The 20,275-nt window shown below is 61.8% G+C and carries 19 protein-coding genes; 13 read left to right on the forward strand and 6 right to left on the reverse strand.

Annotation, left to right across the window (positions count from 1 at the left end):
• Together VF672_RS16270 and VF672_RS16275 are read right to left on the reverse strand one after the other, a co-directional pair.
• Positions 1-464: acyclic terpene utilization AtuA family protein (locus VF672_RS16270; protein ID WP_331105594.1), on the reverse strand; the 464-nt coding region annotated here is incomplete at its 3' end.
• A complete protein-coding gene (locus VF672_RS16275; protein ID WP_331105595.1) occupies positions 465-1,955 on the reverse strand; it encodes a citrate:proton symporter in 1,491 nt (496 codons plus the stop codon).
• On the opposite strand from VF672_RS16275, the gene VF672_RS16280 reads away from it, so the two are divergent.
• The 6 genes from VF672_RS16280 to VF672_RS16305 all read left to right on the forward strand — a co-directional run bounded on the left by VF672_RS16280 (position 1,933) and on the right by VF672_RS16305 (position 8,286).
• Positions 1,933-2,826, forward strand: a complete 894-nt coding sequence (locus tag VF672_RS16280) for a LysR family transcriptional regulator (protein WP_331105596.1) — start codon at positions 1,933-1,935, stop codon at positions 2,824-2,826. The genes VF672_RS16275 and VF672_RS16280 overlap by 23 nt on opposite strands.
• A gap of 170 nt (positions 2,827-2,996) precedes the next feature.
• Positions 2,997-3,878: an iron uptake transporter permease EfeU gene (gene efeU, locus VF672_RS16285; RefSeq protein ID WP_331105597.1), complete on the forward strand. Its 882-nt coding sequence runs from the start codon at positions 2,997-2,999 to the stop codon at positions 3,876-3,878.
• Positions 3,879-3,886: 8 nt separating this feature from the next.
• Complete coding sequence (efeO, locus tag VF672_RS16290) at positions 3,887-5,098, forward strand: iron uptake system protein EfeO (protein ID WP_331105598.1); 1,212 nt, start codon at positions 3,887-3,889, stop codon at positions 5,096-5,098.
• 65 nt (positions 5,099-5,163) lie between these two features.
• Positions 5,164-6,486, forward strand: coding sequence for an iron uptake transporter deferrochelatase/peroxidase subunit (efeB, locus tag VF672_RS16295; RefSeq protein ID WP_331105599.1), 1,323 nt, complete (start codon positions 5,164-5,166; stop codon positions 6,484-6,486).
• Between the two features lie 27 nt (positions 6,487-6,513).
• Positions 6,514-7,338, forward strand: a complete 825-nt coding sequence (gene efeO, locus VF672_RS16300; protein WP_331105600.1) for an iron uptake system protein EfeO — start codon at positions 6,514-6,516, stop codon at positions 7,336-7,338.
• 600 nt (positions 7,339-7,938) lie between these two features.
• Entirely contained in the window at positions 7,939-8,286 is a 348-nt protein-coding gene (locus tag VF672_RS16305) for a hypothetical protein (protein ID WP_331105601.1), read from the forward strand.
• A 425-nt stretch (positions 8,287-8,711) separates the two neighbouring features.
• Here VF672_RS16305 and VF672_RS16310 read toward each other — a convergent pair whose 3' ends face one another.
• From VF672_RS16310 to VF672_RS16320, 3 genes are read right to left on the reverse strand one after another with little or no spacing between them, the layout of a single operon-like run.
• The gene (locus VF672_RS16310) at positions 8,712-9,482 is read right to left on the reverse strand and encodes a molybdopterin-dependent oxidoreductase (protein WP_331105602.1); all 771 of its coding nucleotides are present in this window, start codon (positions 9,480-9,482) and stop codon (positions 8,712-8,714) included.
• Complete coding sequence (locus tag VF672_RS16315; protein ID WP_331105603.1) at positions 9,475-10,098, reverse strand: cytochrome b/b6 domain-containing protein; 624 nt, start codon at positions 10,096-10,098, stop codon at positions 9,475-9,477. The genes VF672_RS16310 and VF672_RS16315 overlap by 8 nt, the downstream gene beginning before the upstream one ends.
• Before the next feature lie 57 nt (positions 10,099-10,155).
• The gene (locus tag VF672_RS16320; RefSeq protein ID WP_331105610.1) at positions 10,156-10,776 is read right to left on the reverse strand and encodes a hypothetical protein; all 621 of its coding nucleotides are present in this window, start codon (positions 10,774-10,776) and stop codon (positions 10,156-10,158) included.
• Positions 10,777-11,089: 313 nt separating this feature from the next.
• Here VF672_RS16320 and VF672_RS16325 point away from each other — a divergent pair, with 313 nt between their 5' ends.
• Both VF672_RS16325 and VF672_RS16330 read left to right on the forward strand, forming a co-directional pair.
• A complete protein-coding gene (locus tag VF672_RS16325) occupies positions 11,090-11,785 on the forward strand; it encodes a heavy metal response regulator transcription factor (RefSeq protein ID WP_331105604.1) in 696 nt (231 codons plus the stop codon).
• Positions 11,758-13,152, forward strand: coding sequence for a heavy metal sensor histidine kinase (locus VF672_RS16330; RefSeq protein ID WP_331105605.1), 1,395 nt, complete (start codon positions 11,758-11,760; stop codon positions 13,150-13,152). The genes VF672_RS16325 and VF672_RS16330 overlap by 28 nt, the downstream gene beginning before the upstream one ends.
• Positions 13,153-13,387: 235 nt before the next feature.
• Here the strand turns inward: VF672_RS16330 and VF672_RS16335 are convergent, their stop codons facing one another.
• Entirely contained in the window at positions 13,388-14,056 is a 669-nt protein-coding gene (locus VF672_RS16335; protein WP_331105606.1) for a polysaccharide lyase family 7 protein, read from the reverse strand.
• A 566-nt stretch (positions 14,057-14,622) separates the two neighbouring features.
• Here VF672_RS16335 and VF672_RS16340 point away from each other — a divergent pair.
• The 5 genes from VF672_RS16340 to VF672_RS16360 are packed head-to-tail and all read left to right on the forward strand — an operon-like array spanning position 14,623 to position 19,727.
• Positions 14,623-15,075: a MarR family winged helix-turn-helix transcriptional regulator gene (locus tag VF672_RS16340; RefSeq protein ID WP_331105607.1), complete on the forward strand. Its 453-nt coding sequence runs from the start codon at positions 14,623-14,625 to the stop codon at positions 15,073-15,075.
• Positions 15,076-15,080: 5 nt separating this feature from the next.
• Complete coding sequence (locus VF672_RS16345) at positions 15,081-17,171, forward strand: FUSC family protein (RefSeq protein ID WP_331105611.1); 2,091 nt, start codon at positions 15,081-15,083, stop codon at positions 17,169-17,171.
• Entirely contained in the window at positions 17,168-17,377 is a 210-nt protein-coding gene (locus VF672_RS16350) for a DUF1656 domain-containing protein (protein WP_065988670.1), read from the forward strand. The genes VF672_RS16345 and VF672_RS16350 overlap by 4 nt, the downstream gene beginning before the upstream one ends.
• Complete coding sequence (locus tag VF672_RS16355) at positions 17,374-18,306, forward strand: HlyD family secretion protein (protein ID WP_331105608.1); 933 nt, start codon at positions 17,374-17,376, stop codon at positions 18,304-18,306. Before VF672_RS16350 ends, VF672_RS16355 begins: the two co-directional genes overlap by 4 nt.
• The gene (locus VF672_RS16360; protein ID WP_331105609.1) at positions 18,303-19,727 is read left to right on the forward strand and encodes a TolC family protein; all 1,425 of its coding nucleotides are present in this window, start codon (positions 18,303-18,305) and stop codon (positions 19,725-19,727) included. The genes VF672_RS16355 and VF672_RS16360 overlap by 4 nt, the downstream gene beginning before the upstream one ends.
• Positions 19,728-20,275 lie beyond the last annotated feature (548 nt).

Genomic DNA, 20,275 nt, shown 5'->3' on the forward strand with positions numbered 1-20,275 from the left:
AGATACGCATTCGCGGAAATCAGCCGGTCGCCCAGCGAACCCACGGTTTCACCGTTGTCCAGCCGCAGCTCAGGGTTTGCGTTCAACACCGCTAGCACATCATCGCCGGTCACCGCCGCGACTTTCAGCCCCTGCACACCCAACTCAACAGCGATACGCCGCACTTCCCGCGCGGCCGCCAGCGGATTGGCCGCGCCCATGTTGCTGATCAACCGCAGCCGCCGTTGACCGGTCCCGCGCGCCTGCCCCACGAACGGCAGCACGCGACGCATGCGCTCGCTCAACAGCGGGTCGAAACCTGCTTCGGGGTCGCTGAGCCGCGCCTGTTGCGCCAGAGCAATGGTGCGCTCGGCCAGGCACTCGAACACCAGGTAATCGAGCTCGCCCTTCTCGGCCAGTTCGACCGCCGGTTCAATGCGATCACCGGAATAACCGGCGCCCGCGCCAATGCGTAATGTCTTCATTCAAAACACTCCCAGCAGCAGGGCGGTGAGGGTCATCAGCACCGATGCGCCAAACAGAAACGGGATGGTGAAACGCTGATGGTCGGCCAGCTCAACCTTGCACAGCCCGACCAACAGGAACGTCGCCGGCGTCAGCGGACTGACCGGAAAGCCAGTGGTGTGCACGCCCAGCAACGAGGCCTGCGCCACTTGCAGCGGATCGACGCCCAGCGAGCGGCCGACTTCGGCGATCACCGGCATCACGCCGAAATAGAAGGAATCGGGATCGAACAACAAACTCAGCGGCATCGACAGGAAACCCACCACCATCGGAATCAGCTTGCCGTGGCCGGCCGGGATCTGCGCCACCGCCACTTCGGCCATGGCCTTGAGCATGCCGGTGCCTTGCATGATGCCGGTGAACACCCCGGCGGCGAGAAGAATGCTGGCCATGGTCAGGGCCGTCTTGGCGTGGGCATCGATGCGCGCGCGTTGAGCGTCGACGTTGGGGTAATTGATGCACAGCGCCAGCACCGTGCCGACCATGAACATCACCACCGGGTCCACCCAGCCGGCAATCATCACTGCCATGACCACGACGGTCAGGACCAGGTTGAGCCAGAACAGGCGCGGTCGGCGCAGCACTGCTTCCTGGTCGGTCAGCACCCGTTGCGGCACCACATCGATGTTCTGCGCCGTGGTTTGGAAGCGGCCAAGCCCCAGGCGCTTTTCCTCACGACGCCCGAGCATCCAGGCGCAGAAGAAAACAAACGCCAGCCCGACGATCTGCACCGGGATGAGCGGCTGGAACAGCTCGGACACCGGCACGTGCAGCGCCGCAGAGGAGCGCAGCACCGGCCCGGTCCACGGCAGGAAATTCACCCCGGCCGCCATCGCCGCGACGCAGGCCAGAATCCGTCGATCGATGCCCAGCCGGGTGTACAGCGGCAGCATGGCCGGGATGGTGACCAGAAAGGTCACCGCGCCGGAACCGTCGAGGTGCACCAGCAAGGCCAGCAGCGCTGTGCCGACGACGATTCGCGTAGGACGCGTGCCCACCGTGCGCAGGATGCGGTCGATGATCGGGTCGAGCATTCCGGCATCGGTCATGACCCCGAAGAACAGAATGGCGAACACGAACATGCCCACAACGGGGGCGACGTTCTTGATACCGGTGATGATGAAGCCACTGGTTTGCAGACCGAATCCGCCGATCAGCGCGGCGAGGATGGGCAAGGCAATCAGGGCGACCAGGGGCGAAAGGCGCTTGCTCATGACGGCGGCGAGCAGGCAGAGGATGGTAATGACACCGAGGATGGCGAGCATGGTTTGATCCTTCGTCGTCCCTGACCGGCGCGCGGCGGGATGAACTGTTGTTGTTTTCAGCGAGTATCGAAACGGGGGTAAGCTTTGTAAATTGAAATGTTCAGCGCCCTGCCTTCGGAAAAACCGAATCATCCCCCGTGATGAAGATGTGGAAAACCACGCCATGAAGAACTCGATCCAGCACATCCGCGCCTTCCTGGCCGTCGCCCGCACAGGCAGCTTCGCCAAGGCGGCGCTGGAGTTGAACCTGTCGCCGTCCGCCCTGACCGTACAAATCCAGCAACTGGAAGAATGGCTTGGCGTTGCGCTGCTCGAACGCGGCCCGCGTCAGGTCGCCCTGACGGCGGCGGGCCAGAACAATCGCGGGCCCATGGAGAAACTGCTGCTGGACCTGGACAACATTGTCAGCGGCTCGCGGGACCTCGCGGCGCTGCGCAGGGGGGTGGTGACCATCGCCGCCCTGCCCTCTCTGTGCTCGGGAACGCTGCCACCGATGCTAAAAACCTTCCGCGAGCGATTTCCCGGCGTTGAAGTGCGCTTGCGTGACGTGGTCGCGCAGCGGATTGATGCGCTGGTGCGCGAGGGCGAAGTGGATTTCGGATTGGGCGTGCGTGCCCGCATGGGCCATGGGCTGGCGTTCGAGGTGGTGATGGTCGACCGGCTGAGTCTGTTCGTTCCTGCCGATCATCCGCTGGCACGCAAACGTACGGTCACGCTGCAGGCGTTGGCTGGACAGCCGATCATTCTCACCGGCCGCGACAGCAGCGTGCGCGAGCGGGTCGAGCAATTGTTTGCCGAAGAAGGACTGGCGCTGACGCCCGGACTGGAAGCGAACTACATGTCGACGGTCATGGCGCTGGTGCGGCAGGGCCTGGGGGTGACACTGTTACCGGAATCGGCCGACGATGGCCGCGGCGATTTGACGCAAGTGCGGGTCGAGCATCCAAGGGTGTCTCGGGAGATTGGCCTGATCACCCGAGCCGGGTCTGAGCTGAGCCCGGCAGCGCAGCGGTTTGTCGAGACAATGAAGAGCGCCTTGTCCCCGTCATACCGTTAGGGGCCGATTGCCTGAACCCCAGCTGAACACCTGCACAAGATCGAGGGTTTTGCAAAAAAATCAGTGCGCGTAGTCAATAATGAGTATCATTATGTTACACAATGGCTGAATGCGAATGGCTACCTGACGCATTCACGTCGCACACCCTACCAGATCTGCACCGGTGATAAATGCTCGTTCCTTTTTTGATCATGCTGCGCGAAGGGATTGAAGCCGCGCTTATCGTTGGCATCATTGCCAGTTACCTGAGACAAACCGGCCGTGGCGAGTGGATGCCCGCGGTATGGATCGGCGTGTTTCTGGCCGTCGCCCTTGCTTTGTTCGTCGGCGGTGGTCTGGAGATGGTGAGCGCCGAGTTCCCGCAAAAGCAGCAGGAGCTGTTCGAAGGAATCGTGGGCCTCGTCGCCGTGGTGATCCTCAGTTCCATGGTGGTGTGGATGCGCAAAGTCGCGCGTTCGGTCAAACATGACCTGCACCAGTCCCTGGACGCGGCCCTCGCCGGGTCAAGAAACCAGACTTACGCACTGATCGGCATGGTGTTCTTCGCCGTCGCCCGCGAAAGCCTCGAAACCGTGTTCTTTCTGCTCGCCGTGTTTCAGCAGAGCGAAGGCGTGTCCGGTCCGCTGGGTGCGCTGTTCGGCCTGATCATCGCGGTGTGCATCGGCGTGGCGATCTATCAAGGCAGCATGCGCCTGAACCTGAGCAAGTTCTTCCGCTACACCGGCCTGTTCATCCTCGTCGTCGCGGCGGGCATTCTGGCCAACTCTGTGCGTTCGCTACACGAAGCCGGGGTCTGGAACCACTTTCAGGACGTGGTCTTCGACATCAGCGCCATCCTGCCGATGGACGGCCCGACCGGTTCGGTGCTGGCCGGCATGTTCGGTTATCAGGATGCGCCGACCGTCAGTGTGCTGGTGGCGTACCTGGCGTACCTGGTTTTTGCGCTGTTCCTGTTCTTCAAGCCGCAGGCGCGGGTGGTGAGTCTGCCCACCCGTCCGGCCCATGAACACGGTCACACTTCTTCCGTTACGAATTCAGTTACGAACAAATAAGGGCACTCATGAACTCCACTGCCAACGGCCTTCCTCCGAAGAAAGCCAAGCCCCCTCGCGCCCTGCAGTTCGCCGTTGCGGGCTCGGTGGTTCTAATGATCGCCGCAGGCGCCCTGTTCTATTTCGCCTCCCAGGCCGCGCAGAAAAAGCGCATCGCCAACAGCGGCAATGAAACCGTCGTGACGATCAACGCCAAAAGCTGCGAGCCGAATGCGATCACCGTGCCCGCCGGCAAGAACGCCTTCCGCATCGTTAACGCCTCGGATCGCGCCGTGGAGTGGGAAATCCTCGACGGCGTGCTGGTGGTTGAAGAACGCGAAAACATCGTTCCGGGCCTGAGCCAAATCATCAACGCCAACCTGCAGCCGGGCGACTACGCCATCACCTGTGGCCTCTTGAGCAACCCGCGCGGCACCCTGCACGTGACCCCGACCGCCGAGTCGGATGCTGCTGCCAAGGCGCGTCCGTCGATGGTTGCCTTCATCGGCCCGCTGTCTGAATACCGCGTCTACCTGAGCACCCGCAGCAGTGCGCTGATCCGCGCCGTGAACGATCTGCAGCAAGCGATCGAGAGCGGTGATCTGGCCCAGGCACAGCAGGCCTATGCCCCGGCGCGCGCCGCCTATCAACGCATCGCCCCGGCCGCCCAGCGTCTGTCCGAGCTGGACAACGCGATCAACGCCCGCGCCGATTACTACGAAAAACGCGAGCAGGACCCGGGCTTCAGCGGCTTCCACCGCATCGAGTTCGTCCTGTTCTCGCAGAAGTCCGTCGAAGGCCTGGCGCCTGTCGTGCAGAAACTGCAAACCGATCTGGCCAGCCTGAAACAACAACTGCTGGCCCAGAGCATTGCGCCGGAGCAACTGGCGAGCATGGTCGTGCGCAACATGCGCAGCATCGCCGAGGTCCGCAGCAACGGCGAAGAAGAACGCTACAGCCACCTCGACGTGAACGGCTTTGCCGCCAACCTGGAAGGCACGCGCAAGGTCATCGACCTGCTGCGTCCTCTGCTGGCCAAGGCGTCTGGCGACGTCCTGAAAAAGATCGACACCGCGAGCACCGCGCTGGACGACCAGTTGCTGATGCTCAAGACCGCCGACGGCTTTAAGTCGTACGAGCAAGTCAGCACCGAACAACGACAACAAATAGCAGACAAGGCCAAGGCACTGGCCGATGCACTCGATGGAATCGATCCGGCCCTCGGCCTCTCAGGCCTGTGAGCGTGCCCAGGCGGGTGCCCGATGCCCCCGCCCGGCCCTGAAACCAGAGCGAAGACAGCATTCCCATGAAAGACTCCGATTCAAAAAACGCGCCCCTCTCCACGGATCGTCGCCGCGTCCTGCTGGGCCTTGGTGCCGCGGGCGCAGCGGTGGCGGGTGCAAGCCTGACCGGCAACGCCTTCGCCGCCACAGCGCCAGCGCCGGCGCAGGTCACCGAAGCGCCGAAAAGCGACAAGACCCAGGACCACAACGCGTTCCACGGCTTGCATCAGAGCGGCATCGTCAACCCGCGCCCTACCGCCGGCATGATGGTGTCCTTCGACGTGCTCGCCCAGGACCGCGAAGACCTCGAACGCCTGTTCCGCACGCTGAACGAGCGCATTGCGTTTCTCATGACCGGCGGCCCCGTACCCCAGGTCGACCCGAAACTGCCGCCACTGGATTCCGGCATCCTGGGCCCGGTGGTCACACCGGATAACCTCACCATCACCGTGTCGGTGGGTGACTCGCTGTTCGACGACCGCTTTGGTCTGGAGCAGGTCAAGCCCAAGCGTTTGCAGCGCATGGTCGGCTTTCCCAATGACGCGCTGGAGGCCGATTGCTGCCACGGCGACTTGAGCATTCAGTTCTGCTCGAACGCCCCGGACAGCAACATTCACGCCCTGCGCGACATCGTGAAAAACCTGCCGGACCTGCTCCTGGTGCGCTGGAAACAGGAAGGCACCGTGCCCGCCCAAGCCCCGCTGAAACCGGGCCAGCCCCCGGAAAGCGCACGCAACTTCCTGGGTTTCCGCGACGGCTCGGCCAACCCCGATTCGAACAACCAGAAGACCATGAACGAGCTGGTCTGGGTGCAACCGGGCAGCGACGAACCGGCCTGGGCCGCCAACGGCAGCTACCAGGCCGTGCGCATCATCCGCAACTTCGTCGAACGCTGGGACCGCACACCTTTGCAGGAACAGGAAGCCATCTTCGGCCGGGTCAAGACCACCGGCGCACCCATGGACGGCAAGGCTGAAACCGATGTTCCGGATTTCCACAAAGACCCGGAAGGCAAGATCACGAAGCTCGATGCGCACATCCGCCTGGCCAACCCGCGCACCGCGGAAACCCAGCGCAACCTGATCCTGCGTCGCCCGTTCAACTACTCGAACGGCGTGAACAAGAACGGCCAGCTGGACATGGGCCTGCTGTTCATCTGCTATCAGGCGGATCTCGAGAAAGGCTTCATCACGGTGCAGACACGCCTCAACGGCGAGCCGCTGGAGGAATACCTCAAGCCCATTGGCGGCGGTTATTTCTTCACCCTGCCAGGCGTGGTCGACAACAACGATTTCATTGGCCGGTCCCTGCTGACCGCCTCTGCCCCTACAACAAAAACTGCCTGACAACCCTTACCTCACAGGAAGAGCTCTATGAAAAAGTCGCCTCTCGCGTTGTTGCTTACCTTTGGCGTGTTGCAAACATCGATGTCCGCCTTCGCCGCCACCGCGCCGCTGGACCTGGTCACGCCTGTTTCGGATTACAAAATCTACGTGACTGAAAACGTCGACACGCTGGCCGCAGACACCCAGAAGTTCACCGACGCGATCAAAAAAGGCGACCTGGCGACGGCCAAGAAACTGTTCCCGACCACTCGCTTGTCGTATGAGTCCATCGAGCCGATTGCCGAGCTGTTCAGCGACCTGGACGCCTCGATCGACTCCCGTGAAGACGATCACGAGCACGGTGTAAAAGCGGATGACTTCACCGGTTTCCATCGTCTGGAGTACGCGCTGTTCTCGCAGAACTCCACCAAAGACCAGGCGGTCTTTGCTGACAAGTTGCTGGCTGACGTGAAAGAGCTGCAATCGCGCATCGCGGACATGACGTTCCCGCCAGAGAAAGTGGTGGGCGGTGCTGCGGCCCTGATGGAAGAAGTCGCGGCGACCAAGCTGTCGGGCGAGGAAGACCGTTACAGCCACACTGACCTGTATGACTTCCAGGGCAACGTTGACGGTTCGAAGAAGATCGTTGATCTGTTCAAGCCGCAGCTGGAGCAGTCGGACAAGGCGTTCGTGGCGAAGGTCGAGAAGAACTTCGCGACCGTGGACAAGATCCTGGCGAAGTACAAGACCAAGGACGGTGGCTACGAGACGTACGACAAGGTGAAGGAGCAGGACCGCAAGGCGCTGGCAGGTCCGGTCAATACATTGGCTGAAGATCTGTCGCAGATGCGCGGGAAATTGGGTTTGAACTGATTCGTCAGGTACTCAAGAGCCCGCTTGCTGAGAGATCGGCAGGCGGGCTTTTTCTTTTTTAGATTTGAAGCCAGATCAAGGGCATCTGCCTAACGGCAGATCGTTTCGCCTTCGGCGAGTTACTTTTAAAAAGCCGGGAGCCGGACCAACTAAAAGTAACCAAAAGTGCCTGCTCTCGGTTTGGCCCCTCGTTCCTCGGGGTTCCTTCACTCCGGTCCCGCTCCGTGGGCACGCGCCGAACGGGCATCCATTCCCTGACGGCGCTCTCGCCGCATCCATGCGGCTCGGCCCACTCCACAAGACCTGCGTTCAGCCTGCACCCAAGTCGCGTTTGGCGGTGTTTGAGCCTTTTGCGTATGAAGATCAAAAGCACATCAAGGGAGATAAAGGGCAGATCAAGGCGACATCAAGGGCTTCCCGGCTGAAGCCGGTCCTACTGAGATCGCGTGATTTCTGTGGGACCGGCTTCAGCCGGGACGAGGCGAGTTCCGGGAGCCGAGGTTCAAGGGGCCTTCAAGGGGGCTGACCTATATACAATCATCTTGGACAAACCCGCCCGCCTTCGATAAAAGCTAGAACCATAACTACAGGAATTCTGAAATGAGCTCTGCGACAGGCATGACTAAAGCCTATGTTTCGGAAGGAGCGCTATCCAAAATAGTGGTGAGGGTTATAGATGACAGCGTGCTTGAATTACTCGCAGGGCTAGATTTTGTCTCAGTGCCGGGTAGAGACAAGAGAACATTTTCTTTAACCACTCCAAACCAAAGCATAAAAATACAAATTTTCGAAAGGTTACGAGATCAGGGAGTCTGCTTTTCAGGTGGTCCAGATTGGTGTCCTGCCGATGTGTTTGAATACCTGAGAGACAATAAACTGTTAACCGGACCGTATCGAAAAATAGTATGGCGTGGTCCGGGTGAGCCGCAAATAATCGAAAACTGTTAGTGAGCACTTCAAAGTATCAAGTTTAGGACGTGAGCATGCCCTGCTGGCGCTACCACGATTCCGGCTTCAGCCGAGAAGCTTCTGCTTCTGCTTCTGCTGCTTTCGCCTTTGATCTTCTACGCGGTAGCCCAGACACCACAAATCGCGACTTGGGTGCAGGCTGAACGCAGGTCCCGCTCCGTGGGCCGAGCGGCATGGATGCCGCGAGAGCTGCCCCCCGCCATGGATGGCGGATGGCAGCGGGCCCACGGAGCGGGACCGGAGTGAAGGAACCCCGAGGAACGAGGGGCCCAACCGAGAGCAAGCACCCTTGGTTACTTGGGGTGCTTTTCCAAGTAACTCGCCGAAGGCGAAACGGTCTGCCCCCAGGCAGACGCTCTTGATCTTGATCTTGATCTTGATCTTGATCCTAAAGAAGCGCGGAATCAGATCCCGCTAAACCAGTTATACCCCTGATCCTCCCAATACCCCCCAGGATTCTCGTTACTCACCACAATCTCAACAATATGCTTGGGATTCTTGAACCCCAACTTCGTCGGCACCCTCACCCGCAATGGATAGCCATACTCCGGCGGCAACGCCACCTCGGCAAAATCCAGCGCCAGCAACGTCTGCGGATGCAACGCCGTCGGCATATCCAGACTCGAGTAATACCGGTCCGCACACTTGAAACCGACAAACTTCGCCGTCGTGTCCGCCCCCACATGCTCAAGGAACGTGCGCAACGGCACACCGCCCCACTGCCCGATCGCGCTCCAGCCCTCCACGCAAATCAGCCGCGTGATGTCACTGCGCTGCGGCAACTTTCGCAGGCCCTCCAGCGTCCACGGCGCCTTGTCGCGTACCAGCCCCGACACACCCAACTTCCAGTCCGCCGTATCCAGCTCGGGAATGTCATCCTCGCCATAAAACGCATTGAACGGAAACGGATTGCGCACCTGCGCCTTGCTGAACGTCGGCGCCAGCTTCTGCCCGCTGAACAGCCAGGCCTGAACCCGATCGTTCCAGCGCGACATGCTCCACAGCACCTTGTCCACCTGATCGCCGTCCTGCAGATTACAACCGGTGAGCATCGCCATCGCGCCCACGGTCAGCCCACCTTTCAGGAAGTGCCGACGCTGCAGGCTCTCCAGCTGAATCTGCTGGGCCGGCTCCAGCTTGATGCGCGCAATGGCGCGTTTTTTAGGCTCAATCATGCTCGACCTTCCCGCTCTCAGTTCCACGCGTGCCGCCAGTGATCATCGGCAACAAGGTTTTCGGCACCATCAACACCAGAGCCAGGTGGACCACCACGAACGCGCCAATGAACGCCATCGCTGCAAAATGCACATACCGGGCGAAGTCGTATCCGCCGAACACGGCGGTCAGTTCCTGCAGCTGAATCGGCTTCCAGATCGCCAGTCCGGTCAACACGATCAACACGCCTGCGGCCAGCACCAGCCAATACATCAGGCGCTGAACGGCGTTGTACACGCCCTTCTCGTGCTTGAGGCGAAAGCGCAGGGCGTCGAGCATGTCGCGCTTGACCGCCTGAGGCGTCACCGGCAAAAAATCGCGCTTGAAGTGCCGACTGAACAGGCCATACAGCGCGTAGGTCAGGCCGTTGATGACCAACAGCCACATCACGGCGAAATGCCACGCCAGTGCGCCACCCAGCCAGCCGCCCACGGTGAAATCCCGGGGGAAGGAAAAGCCGAACAGCGGCGACGCGTTATAAATGGCCCACCCGCTCATGAACATGCAGACCATGCCGAAGGCATTGATCCAGTGGGTCAGGCGGATGGGCCAAGAATGAATTCTGGTTTTTTTCATGGTGCGAAACTCAACACGGATTCGGAGAAAGCGGCGCCGACAGGCGCCGCAACCCGCTTACATCGGCGGCTGGAAGCCGTCTTTGCCGACCGCTACACCGCGAGCGGTCTTGCCGTCTTCGCCCGGGAACACGACGACTTTGGCGCCTTTGGCCAAGTCACCGACCTTGCCCGACTGCACGTAGGCAATCGGTACGTCTTCAGGCACCACCAACTGCTTCTCGCCACCTTTGTAGCCGACGCTCAGCGTGCGGCCGTTGGCCTTGCTCAGCTTGCCGACGGTGCCGTTGGTCATGGTGCCGGTGGTGCCGTCAGCGTTTTCCCAGCCGTAGTGGCCTTCGCCGCTGCCTTTCAGGCTCGGCTCGAACACAGTGACTTCCAGCGCTTTCAGCGTGCCATCGGCCTGTGGGATCGCGGCGGAACCGATGAAGCTGTCCGATTTGATCGACTCGACGTCGGTTTTCGAGACCAGGCGGATCCCGGTTTTGTCGGTCAGGCCGATGCTCTGATGGGCGCCGGAGCGGGTGGTGAAATTCAGGGTGTTGCTGTCGACGCTGTCGACCGTCCCGCGCAGTGGCTTGACCACAGGCATGTCACCGGCGGCCATGCCGGCGGCGGAAGCCATGACGGCGGCGCTGAGCATCAGCATGCCGAACGTGGTGGACAGGGCTGTCTTCATCTTCATCGGTAGGATTCCTTGGGGCAGTGAGGGAAAGGTGAAGCGGAGCGTCAGGTGTTGCATGACCGCCATCCTGTACCCCCAACCGGCACCCGACAATGACCGCCCGATTACATTTTTGTCATTCAACCGGCTGGCTCGCCCAGCGCCGATCAATGACAAAAATGTAACCGACCCGGCAGCATCCCTTGGTTACACTCCACATCCAGCAAGGCCTGCAGCTGCGCATGCCTCATCTGCCCCAACCTGATGCCCCGATCCGATACCCCACGTCGGCGACGCTGCCAATGACGTGAAGCGAGCCTGACCGACGATGCACATTCTGCTTATCGAAGACGACACCAAGACCGGCGAGTACCTGAAGAAGGGCCTCACCGAGTCCGGGTACAACGTCGACTGGACCCAACACGGCACCGACGGCCTGCACATGGCCCTTGAGCATCGTTACGACTTGCTGGTGCTTGACGTCATGCTGCCGGGCATCGACGGCTGGCAGATCATCGAAATCCTGCGCGCCAAACAAGATGTGCCGGTGCTGTTTCTCACCGCCCGCGACCAGTTGCAGGACCGCATTCGTGGCCTCGAACTGGGCGCCGACGATTACCTGGTCAAACCGTTTTCCTTCACCGAGCTGCTGCTGCGCATCCGCACCGTCCTGCGTCGCGGCGTGGTGCGCGAGGCCGATCATTTTCATCTGGCCGATCTGGAACTGGACCTGCTGCGCCGTCGTGTCACGCGCCAGCAACAGGTCATCACCCTGACCAACAAGGAATTCGCGCTGCTGCATCTGTTTCTGCGCCGTGAGGGCGACGTTCTGTCGAGGGCGCAGATCGCCTCGGAAGTCTGGGACATGAATTTCGACAGCGACACCAACGTCGTCGACGTCGCCATCAAGCGCTTGCGCAGCAAGGTCGACACGCCCTACCCGATCAAACTCATCCACACCGTGCGCGGCATCGGTTATGTCTGCGAGGTGCGGCCATGCGAGCCCGACGTCCGCCATCCCTGACCCTGCGCGCGACCCTGGCGTTCTCGGTAGTGGCCATGCTCGCGGTCGCCAGCGCCGGCATGTACCTCTACGGGACCATGAAGGGCGCGGTCATGACCCGCAGCGACCATGCGGTACTGGCGCGCCTGGATCACTTTCGCAAACTGCTGCAATACGACCTGACCCTCACCACGCTGCAAAGCAGCCCGCAGCTGTTCGAAAACATGCTCGACAGCGAAGACGATATTTTCATCATTGCCGAGCCGGGCAAGCCTGCGGTGATCAGCGTCAATCCCCTGCACGCCGCGCTGCCGCAAATGCCGGTAGTGGCCGCAAACATGCCCCTGAGCGTGACCGACATGCGCAGCGGCATGCTCGATTCCGGCGTACCGATGCGCGCCGCCACGGTCGAGGCGGTGTCGGGCGGCAAGACCGTGCACTTGACGGCAGCACACATCGAGGTCAAGGAAATGGCCACGCTGGCAGGTTTCCGCAATCGCATTCTGTTCGCCGTGGCACTGGCGTTCATCCTCACGGCACTGCTGGGTTATGTGTTGCTGCGCCGGGGTCTGCGGCCGCTGCGCAGAATGGCCCGGCATGCCGCGGCCATCACTCCGGCGCAACTGGACAGCCGCATGGACAACCGCGACACGCCGGTTGAGCTGCAGCAGTTGGGTGAGGCGTACAACGCGATGCTCGACCGGCTCGCCGATGGTTATCAGCGCTTGACGCAGTTTTCCGCCGACCTGGCCCATGAAATCCGTACGCCGGTGGGCTCGCTGATGGGGCATTGTCAGGTGGCGCTGCGGCAACCGCGCACCGAAGACGAATACCAGGCCCTGCTGGCGTCGAATCTGGAGGAGCTGGAACGCATCTCGCGGATGGTCGAAAGCATTCTGTTTCTGGCGCGCGCCGACGAAGCGCAAGCCGCGCTCAATCGCCAGCGTCTGGATCTGGCGGACGAGGTGCAGCGGGTCGCGGGTTATTTCGAAGGGTTGGCGGAGGAACGTGAAATCGCCCTGCATACCGAAGGCGACGCACGAATCGAGGCCGATCCGCTGTTGCTGCGCAGAGCACTGAGCAATCTGGTGGCGAACGCGATTCGCTACGCCGACGAAGGCAGCGTCATCGATATTCGTGTTGTTGAAAGCGCCAGGCATTGCCGCATCGAGGTGGAGAATCAGGGCCCGACGCTGGACGAGGCCACCCTGGGCAAACTGTTTGACCGCTTCTACCGCGGTGACGCCTCACGCCATGAGAGTTCCGACTCCAATGGCCTGGGCCTGGCCATTGTCGCCGCGATCATGCAACTGCATGGCGGCGAAGTGGCGGTTAACCAGCCTGCGCCGGGGCGGATCTGTTTCGCGTTGGTGTTTCCAGGTTCTTGAGCGGCAGCGGCTCTCAAGAACGCCCCATAACCTGTAGGAGACGTCGGAGATCACGACGGCAGCGAATGCGGTGGACCCGTCACGCACATTTCTGATGACACATCGCGTTCGCCAGCAAGTCGGCTCCTACAGAGTGTTCGCACGCCGCGCTGAGCGATCCAAGACCCACATTCCTACAGAGCTACAGAGCTACAGAGCTACAGAGCTACAGAGCTACAGAGCTACGCCCGAAATCTCACGCCTTCTTGTCGTGGGTCGCCTGCAGTTTGTAGAACGTCGCCGCCCCGCCTTCGGTGGCGTAGCCGGTGTTGTCCTGGGTGTACACGCCCGCCTTGAAGTACAGCTGACGTCCGTTCCACGATGGGTCGAGCTTGGCGCCCCATTGCATTTCGTGGGCGTTGACCGTGAGGTTGCCAGCGGCAGTCAGGTGGATGGTGTAGGTGAAGCGTTCCTTGAGCAGCACGCCCGTTGCCACCTGAATGACCTCGGGCTCGGACGTCGGCGTCAGGCGAAACTTGACGACGATGTTGCCGGTCTTGGTTTTTTCCTTGTACTGATATTCCAGCTTGATCAGCGGCTCGGTGCTGCCATAGCAGTGGATCTGGCCGATGACGATCTTGCCCGTCGATGGCACTTGGTCCACGGTCAGCGCCGCGCGAAGGAAATTGTCGGCCTGGGAGTAGACCCAGTTATGCACCGCACCGTTGGCGTAGGTTTCACGCAATTCGGTACGGGGATAGATCGCGTTGTCAGTCCTTGACCCGGTGACCGGCGCCCAGAAGAACAAAGTGTCCCCTGAACGGAAGTAACCATCCTGGTAACCGCCCACCAATTTAGGTGTGTCGATGGTGGCGGCCGGGATACCGACCGGTACAGAAAGATTCCAGATGGCGAGATCGATCATGGTGCACTCATGGTGCGCAAAGCGCACAGCAAAGAAGGTGTCTGGAACAGGCCTGTGACTGCCGTTCCCGTCGTCTTAGCTATCGGCTGAACCGTTTGATCTTTAGTCGTCCCCGGAGTCAAGAAACCGCCGAGCCGCTGATGAAAGTGGCAAATGCCACTAGTGCGCCATCATCGAAGGAAAGTGGCGTGGTGCCAGCAGGATTTGCCCAGCCAGCGGAAATCACGGCTTCAAGGCTATTTATTTGGCGCCATTTTTTTGGAGGGCGCTTAGACGGCGCTCAGAAAAATAGTTCAGCGCATTAGGAAATGCCCGACAAGCGGTAGCGAAAAAAACCTCTCGACCACGGGTCGGGCGGCCATAAGAGCCGTGCGCAGCACCAGCCATATGCCATTTGTCGGTACTCATGAGTCGGCTCGCCCCTGTCCATCTATCTGTGTGGTCTCTTCTGAAAGATTCCATTTGACGAGAATATGTTTCAGGATATTATTAGTTAGCAACCTAATAATGTAGCGACTAATCATTCAGCTCCTAACCAAAACCCGCACCGCTTCAATGGCCTCATCATGAATCCTGACACCCTGCAAATGCGCATCACCGGCGGCGTCGTCGCAGCCTCACGGCAGTGGCGTCGCGTGTGCCAGACCACACTGATGAACGTCGGCGTGAGCGAAGCCTGCGCCGGCCCCCTGCTGATGATCGCGCGCCTGGGTGAAGGCGTGCGTCAGGTGACGGTGGCCCAGGCCTGCGGGCTGGAGAGTCCTTCTCTGGTGCGCTTGCTCGATCAACTGTGCAAAGCCGGCCTGGTCCAGCGCACCGAAGACCCCACCGACCGCCGCGCCAAAGCGCTGAGCCTGACCGGCGAAGGCCGCGCGTTGGCCAACTCCATCGAGGAAGAGCTGATCCGCCTGCGCCGGGACATCTTTGCCCAGGTCGACCCTGCCGATCTGGAAGCGACGATGCGCGTCTTCAACGCCATCGCACTGGCGACGCCGATGGCGCCGGAGGGATCCTCTTGAACGGCCTGTTCAAAGGCTTCTTCGACAGTGTGCCACCGGGCCGCGACTGGTTTTACGGCGTGCGCACCTTCGCGGCCTCGATGCTGGCGCTGTACATCGCGCTGATGATGGAGCTGCCGCGCCCGTACTGGGCGATGGCGACGGTCTACATCGTCTCAAGCCCGTTCGTGGCGCCCACCAGTTCCAAAGCGCTGTACCGCGCAGCCGGCACGTTGCTCGGTGCCGCCGCGTCGGTGGTGCTGGTGCCGATGTTCGTGCAAACGCCGTTCTTGCTCGCGGTGGTCATTGCGCTATGGACGGGCACCCTGCTTTTCCTGTCCCTGCATTTGCGCACAGCCAACAGCTACGCGCTGATGCTGGCCGGCTACACCATGCCGCTCATTTCCTTTCCCGTCGTGGACAACCCGCAGGCGGTGTTTGACATCGCCGTCTCGCGTACCGAGGAGATCTTCCTGGGCATCGTCTGCGCCGCCGTGGTCGGCGCAATGTTCTGGCCGCGTCGGCTGGCGCCGGTGCTGGTCGATGCCATGGGCAAGTGGTTCAAGGACGCGTCGGCCTACAGCGACCTGTTCCTTTCCCGCAGCGCCACGCCGGAAGCCGTCGGTGGCCTGCGCACGGCCATGGTCGGCACGTTCAACAGCCTGGAGCTGATGATCGGCCAGTTGCCCCATGAAGGCGCCCACCGCCAGACCGTGCGCAACGCCAAAGAGCTGCGCGGGCGGATGATCCATCTGCTGCCGGTCATCGATGCCCTGGACGATGCGCTGTGGGCACTGGAGCGGCGTTCGCCCGAGCACGTCGCCGACCTCGCGCCGCTGTTGATCGAATGCCGCGACTGGGTCGAGCAGACCGCCGACGGGGCGCCCATCAAGTACTGGAAGGCTTTGCACACCGAGCTCGACCGCCTGCAACCGACGCCGGCGCAGGTCGACGATCGCCGGCAACTGCTGCTGTCGAACGCACTGTACCGGCTGCGCGAATGGATCGACCTGTGGCAGGACTGCCGCAGCCTGCAGCACGCCATCGCAACCGATGACCACTCGGCGTGGCGTGCGGTGTATCGACACTGGCGGCTGGGGCGCCTGTCACCGTTTCTCGATCGCGGGATGATGCTGTATTCGGTGGCGACCTCGGTCAGCGCGATTATCGTCGCCTCGACGCTGTGGATTTTGCTGGGCTGGCAGGACGGTGCGAGTGCGGTGGCGCTGGCGGCGGTGTCATGCAGCTTCTTTGCAGCCATGGACGACCCGGCGCCGCAGATTTACCGGTTCTTTTTCTGGACCATGATGTCGGTGATCTTCGCCAGCCTGTACCTGTTTGTGGTGCTGCCCAACCTGCACGATTTCCCGATGCTGGTGCTGGCGTTTTCGGTGCCGTTCATCTGTGTGGGCACGCTGACGGTGCAGCCGAAGTTCTACCTCGGCACGCTGCTGACCATCGTCAACACCTCGTCGTTTATCAGCATTCAAAGCGCCTACGACGCCGACTTCGTCAATTTCGTCAATTCCAACCTGGCGGGGCCGGCGGGTCTGGCGTTCGCCTTCGTCTGGACGCTGATCGTGCGGCCGTTCGGCACCGAAGTCGCGGCCAGGCGCATTACCCGTTTCAGCTGGCACGACATCGTCTCCCTCAGCGAAGACGCCACGCTGGCCGAGCACCGGCAAATGGGCGTGCGCATGCTTGACCGTCTGATGCAGCATTTGCCGAGACTGGCGCTCACGGGCCAAGACTCCACCATTGCGCTGCGCGAAGTGCGCGTCGCCCTGAACATGCTGGATTTGCTGGCGTACATGCCGCGGGTCGCGCCGGCGCCACGGCAACTGCTGCGCCAGGTCACGGCCGAAGTCGGCGCGCACTTCCGGGCCTGCCTCAATGCGCGGGAGCGTTTGCCGGCACCCAAAGGTCTGTTGATGACCATGGACCGCGCCCGACGCGCCCTGACCTTCAACGACAGCGGCGATGACGACGCACGCATGAGCCTGCTCCACGCGCTCAGTGGCTTGCGCCTGGCGCTGCTGCCGGGCGTGGAGATCGTCGACGTGCTCGCCGAGCAGGAAGAACAACCGCCCTATGGCATTGATGGAGCACCGTCATGATCGGTGATGTGGACATCAGCGGGATTTTCCTACCGACCTTTCTGGTGCTGATGGGGATCGCTTACCTGATTTTTCTGGTGGTGCACGCCGTGTTGACGCGCGCCCGCTTCTACCGCCTGGTCTGGCACCGGGCTTTGTTCAACGTCGGTCTATACGCTCTGCTGCTCGGCGTCGTGGATACCCTAAGTCGATACCTGATGAAATGAAAAAACCTCTTTTGACGCTGGGCCGTGTGGTCCTGACTTTGCTGGTCGTCACCCTCGCCGCGATCGTCGTCTGGCGCATGGTGATGTATTACATGTACGCGCCCTGGACCCGCGACGGGCACATCCGTGCGGACGTTATCCAGATCGCCCCCGACGTGTCGGGCCTGATCGAGAAGGTCGCTGTCAGCGACAACCAGTTGGTCAAAAAAGGCCAGTTGCTGTTCACCATCGATCAGGACCGCTTCCGCCTGGCCTTGCGCCAGGCCCAGGCCACCGTAGCCGAACGCAAGGAAACCTGGGAGCAGGCACAGCGCGAGAACCGGCGTAACCGCAGCCTCGGCAACCTGGTTGCCCGCGAGCAGCTGGAAGAAAGCCAGTCCAAAGAGGCCCGCGCCCTGTCAGCGCTGAACGAAGCACAAGTGGCGGTCGATTCGGCGCAGCTGAACCTGGACCGCTCGGTGATCCGCAGCCCGGTGGACGGCTACCTCAACGACCGCGCGCCTCGGGACCGCGAATTCGTCAGCGCCGGGCACCCCGTGCTGTCGGTGGTGGACAGCAACTCGTTCCACATCGACGGCTACTTCGAAGAGACCAAGCTGGACGGGATTCACATCGGCTCCGCAGTGGACATCCGCGTGATCGGCGACAACGCCCGCCTGCGCGGCCATGTGGTGAGCATTGTCGCGGCCATCGAAGACCGCGACCGCAGCAGCGGCTCTAACCTGCTGCCCAACGTCAACCCGGCGTTCAGCTGGGTGCGTCTGGCCCAGCGGATTCCGGTGCGGATTGCCTTCGATGAAGTGCCGGCGGACTTCCGCATGATCGCCGGGCGGACGGCTACCGTGTCGATCATCGACGACGCTGGGGTCACCGATGGCTCCCGCGCTCAGCGCGATGATCAATCGGCCCAACAGGGAGCGCCAAAATGACACACCGCGCACGCCTGCTGACCGTAGGCTTGGGCTTGCTGCTGTCGGCTTGCACCGTGGTTGGCCCGGATTACAAACTGCCTGATGAAGCGGCCGTCAATCGCCCCGATTTGCAGGGCGAGCTGGCGGGTTCGTCGACCAATGTGGTGTCGGCGCCGGTGCCGGCTGACTGGTGGCGCCTGTACCACGACCCGAAACTCGACCAACTGGTGGGGCAGGCGCTGGTGTCGAGCACCGACCTGCGCGTCGCCGCGGCGAACCTGCAACGGGCGCGCTTCCAGATGAGCGAGGCGGACGCAGCGGGCGGCTGGAGCGGCACGGCCAAGGCCGGGGCGCAGCGTTTGCAAGAAGCCGGGCAAGCCTACTTGCTGCCGGAAAAAGTGCCGGTTGCCAACGTGGGCGATGTCGGCCTGACCACCTCGTACCAGTTCGACCTGTTCGGCGTGCTGCAGCGGGGCATCGAAGCGGCCCAGGCCAACGCCGACGCGACCCAGGCCGCTGCCGACACGGCACGCATCACCCTGGTCGCCGATGTGGTCCGCGCGTACACCCAGGTGTGTGCCGCCAACGAAGAACGCAACATCGCCCTGCACTCTCTGGATCTTCAGAAGCAGAGCCTGAACCTGACCCAGCGCCTGCGCGACGCCGGCCGCGGCGATGAGACCCAGGTGACGCGTTCGCAAACCCAGTTCCGCTCGTTGCGTGCCGATCTGCCGCGTTACGAAGCGGCGCAAAAGGCGGCGCTGTATCGCCTGTCAATGCTGCTCGCCCGCCCGCTCAATCAATTGCCCCAAGGGGTCGCCGAATGCGCCGAACTGCCGCACATCGCTCAGGTGATGCCGGTGGGCGATGGCGCCGCGCTGCTCAAGCGCCGTCCCGATGTGCGTCAGGCAGAACGCCGCTTGGCGATGTCCACCGCCGCCATTGGCGTGGCCACCGGCGAGTTGTACCCGGACATCAGCATCGGCGCGACGGTGGGCACGGTCGGCATTCTCGATGAACTGGGCGACCCGTCGACCAACCGCTGGGGCTTTGGCGGCGTGATCAATTGGACCATCCCGTCCAATGGCGCCCGTGCGCGGATTCACATCGCCGAAGCGTCGAACCAGGTGGCGCTGGCGCGTTTTGACGGTGTGGTCCTCAACGCCATCCGCGAAGCCCAGACCGGTCTGTCGCAATACACCTCGCTGTTGCAGCGCCGTGATGCTTTGGTAGAAACCGAGGAGTCGGCGCGACAGGCGGCGGAGCAGACCCACCGGTTCTTCCTCGCCGGCCGTGAATCGTTCCTCGCCGACCTGCAGGCGACCCGCACCTACACCGACATTACCGCCCAACTGGCGGCGGCCAACACCCAGGTGGCGATGGGACAGATCGACCTGTTCCTGGCATTGGGCGGGGGCTGGGAGAACGGGCATCCCTAACAGCCGAGGGCACTCCAGTAGGACCGCGTGCCTTCAATGGGACTGACAGGCCGCGTGCATTCAGTGGGACCGGCTTTAGCCGGGAAAGCGTCGGTCGTCACACCGCAAGAATAACGGTGCTCACCCCGGCCTCTTCCCGGCTGAAGCCGGTCCCACTAAGGGACCGCATGCATTTAGTTGGACCGCGTGCATTCAAGGGGCTGACAGGCTGCGTGCATTGAGTTGGAGCGCGCGCATTCAATGGGCTGACAGGCTGCGTGCATTCAGTGGGACCGGCTTTAGCCGGGAAGGCGTCGGTCGTCACACCGCAAGAATAACGGCGCTCACACCGGCCTCTTCCCGGCTGAAGCCGGTCCCACTCAGGGACCGCGTGCATTTAGTCGGAGCGCGTGCATTCAAGGGGCTGACTTGAACTGGTCAAGTAATTCTGGACACCCGTTTAGGTTTTCAAGCAGCCGCTCGCTCCGCAGCTACAGGCGAACGGTAGCCGTTGTAGCTGTGGGGGCGACGGTTGTTGTAACGCATGACATAACGCTGCACGTCCAGCT

This window comes from Pseudomonas sp., assembly GCF_036387035.1.
Classification (GTDB): Bacteria; Pseudomonadota; Gammaproteobacteria; order Pseudomonadales; family Pseudomonadaceae; genus Aquipseudomonas.

Excerpts from the sequence above, each read along its gene's own strand:
- VF672_RS16320 (WP_331105610.1), bottom strand. The coding sequence starts at position 10,776 with ATGAAGACAGCCCTGTCCACCACGTTCGGCATGCTGATGCTCAGCGCC.
- efeU (WP_331105597.1), top strand. The coding sequence starts at position 2,997 with ATGCTCGTTCCTTTTTTGATCATGCTGCGCGAAGGGATTGAAGCCGCG.
- efeO (WP_331105600.1), top strand. The coding sequence starts at position 6,514 with ATGAAAAAGTCGCCTCTCGCGTTGTTGCTTACCTTTGGCGTGTTGCAA.
- VF672_RS16275 (WP_331105595.1), bottom strand. The coding sequence starts at position 1,955 with ATGTGCTGGATCGAGTTCTTCATGGCGTGGTTTTCCACATCTTCATCA.
- VF672_RS16280 (WP_331105596.1), top strand. The coding sequence starts at position 1,933 with ATGAAGAACTCGATCCAGCACATCCGCGCCTTCCTGGCCGTCGCCCGC.
- VF672_RS16305 (WP_331105601.1), top strand. The coding sequence starts at position 7,939 with ATGAGCTCTGCGACAGGCATGACTAAAGCCTATGTTTCGGAAGGAGCG.
- efeO (WP_331105598.1), top strand. The coding sequence starts at position 3,887 with ATGAACTCCACTGCCAACGGCCTTCCTCCGAAGAAAGCCAAGCCCCCT.
- VF672_RS16325 (WP_331105604.1), top strand. The coding sequence starts at position 11,090 with ATGCACATTCTGCTTATCGAAGACGACACCAAGACCGGCGAGTACCTG.
- VF672_RS16330 (WP_331105605.1), top strand. The coding sequence starts at position 11,758 with ATGCGAGCCCGACGTCCGCCATCCCTGACCCTGCGCGCGACCCTGGCG.
- VF672_RS16335 (WP_331105606.1), bottom strand. The coding sequence starts at position 14,056 with ATGATCGATCTCGCCATCTGGAATCTTTCTGTACCGGTCGGTATCCCG.
- VF672_RS16360 (WP_331105609.1), top strand. The coding sequence starts at position 18,303 with ATGACACACCGCGCACGCCTGCTGACCGTAGGCTTGGGCTTGCTGCTG.
- VF672_RS16315 (WP_331105603.1), bottom strand. The coding sequence starts at position 10,098 with ATGAAAAAAACCAGAATTCATTCTTGGCCCATCCGCCTGACCCACTGG.
- VF672_RS16310 (WP_331105602.1), bottom strand. The coding sequence starts at position 9,482 with ATGATTGAGCCTAAAAAACGCGCCATTGCGCGCATCAAGCTGGAGCCG.
- VF672_RS16350 (WP_065988670.1), top strand. The coding sequence starts at position 17,168 with ATGATCGGTGATGTGGACATCAGCGGGATTTTCCTACCGACCTTTCTG.
- VF672_RS16355 (WP_331105608.1), top strand. The coding sequence starts at position 17,374 with ATGAAAAAACCTCTTTTGACGCTGGGCCGTGTGGTCCTGACTTTGCTG.
- efeB (WP_331105599.1), top strand. The coding sequence starts at position 5,164 with ATGAAAGACTCCGATTCAAAAAACGCGCCCCTCTCCACGGATCGTCGC.
- VF672_RS16340 (WP_331105607.1), top strand. The coding sequence starts at position 14,623 with ATGAATCCTGACACCCTGCAAATGCGCATCACCGGCGGCGTCGTCGCA.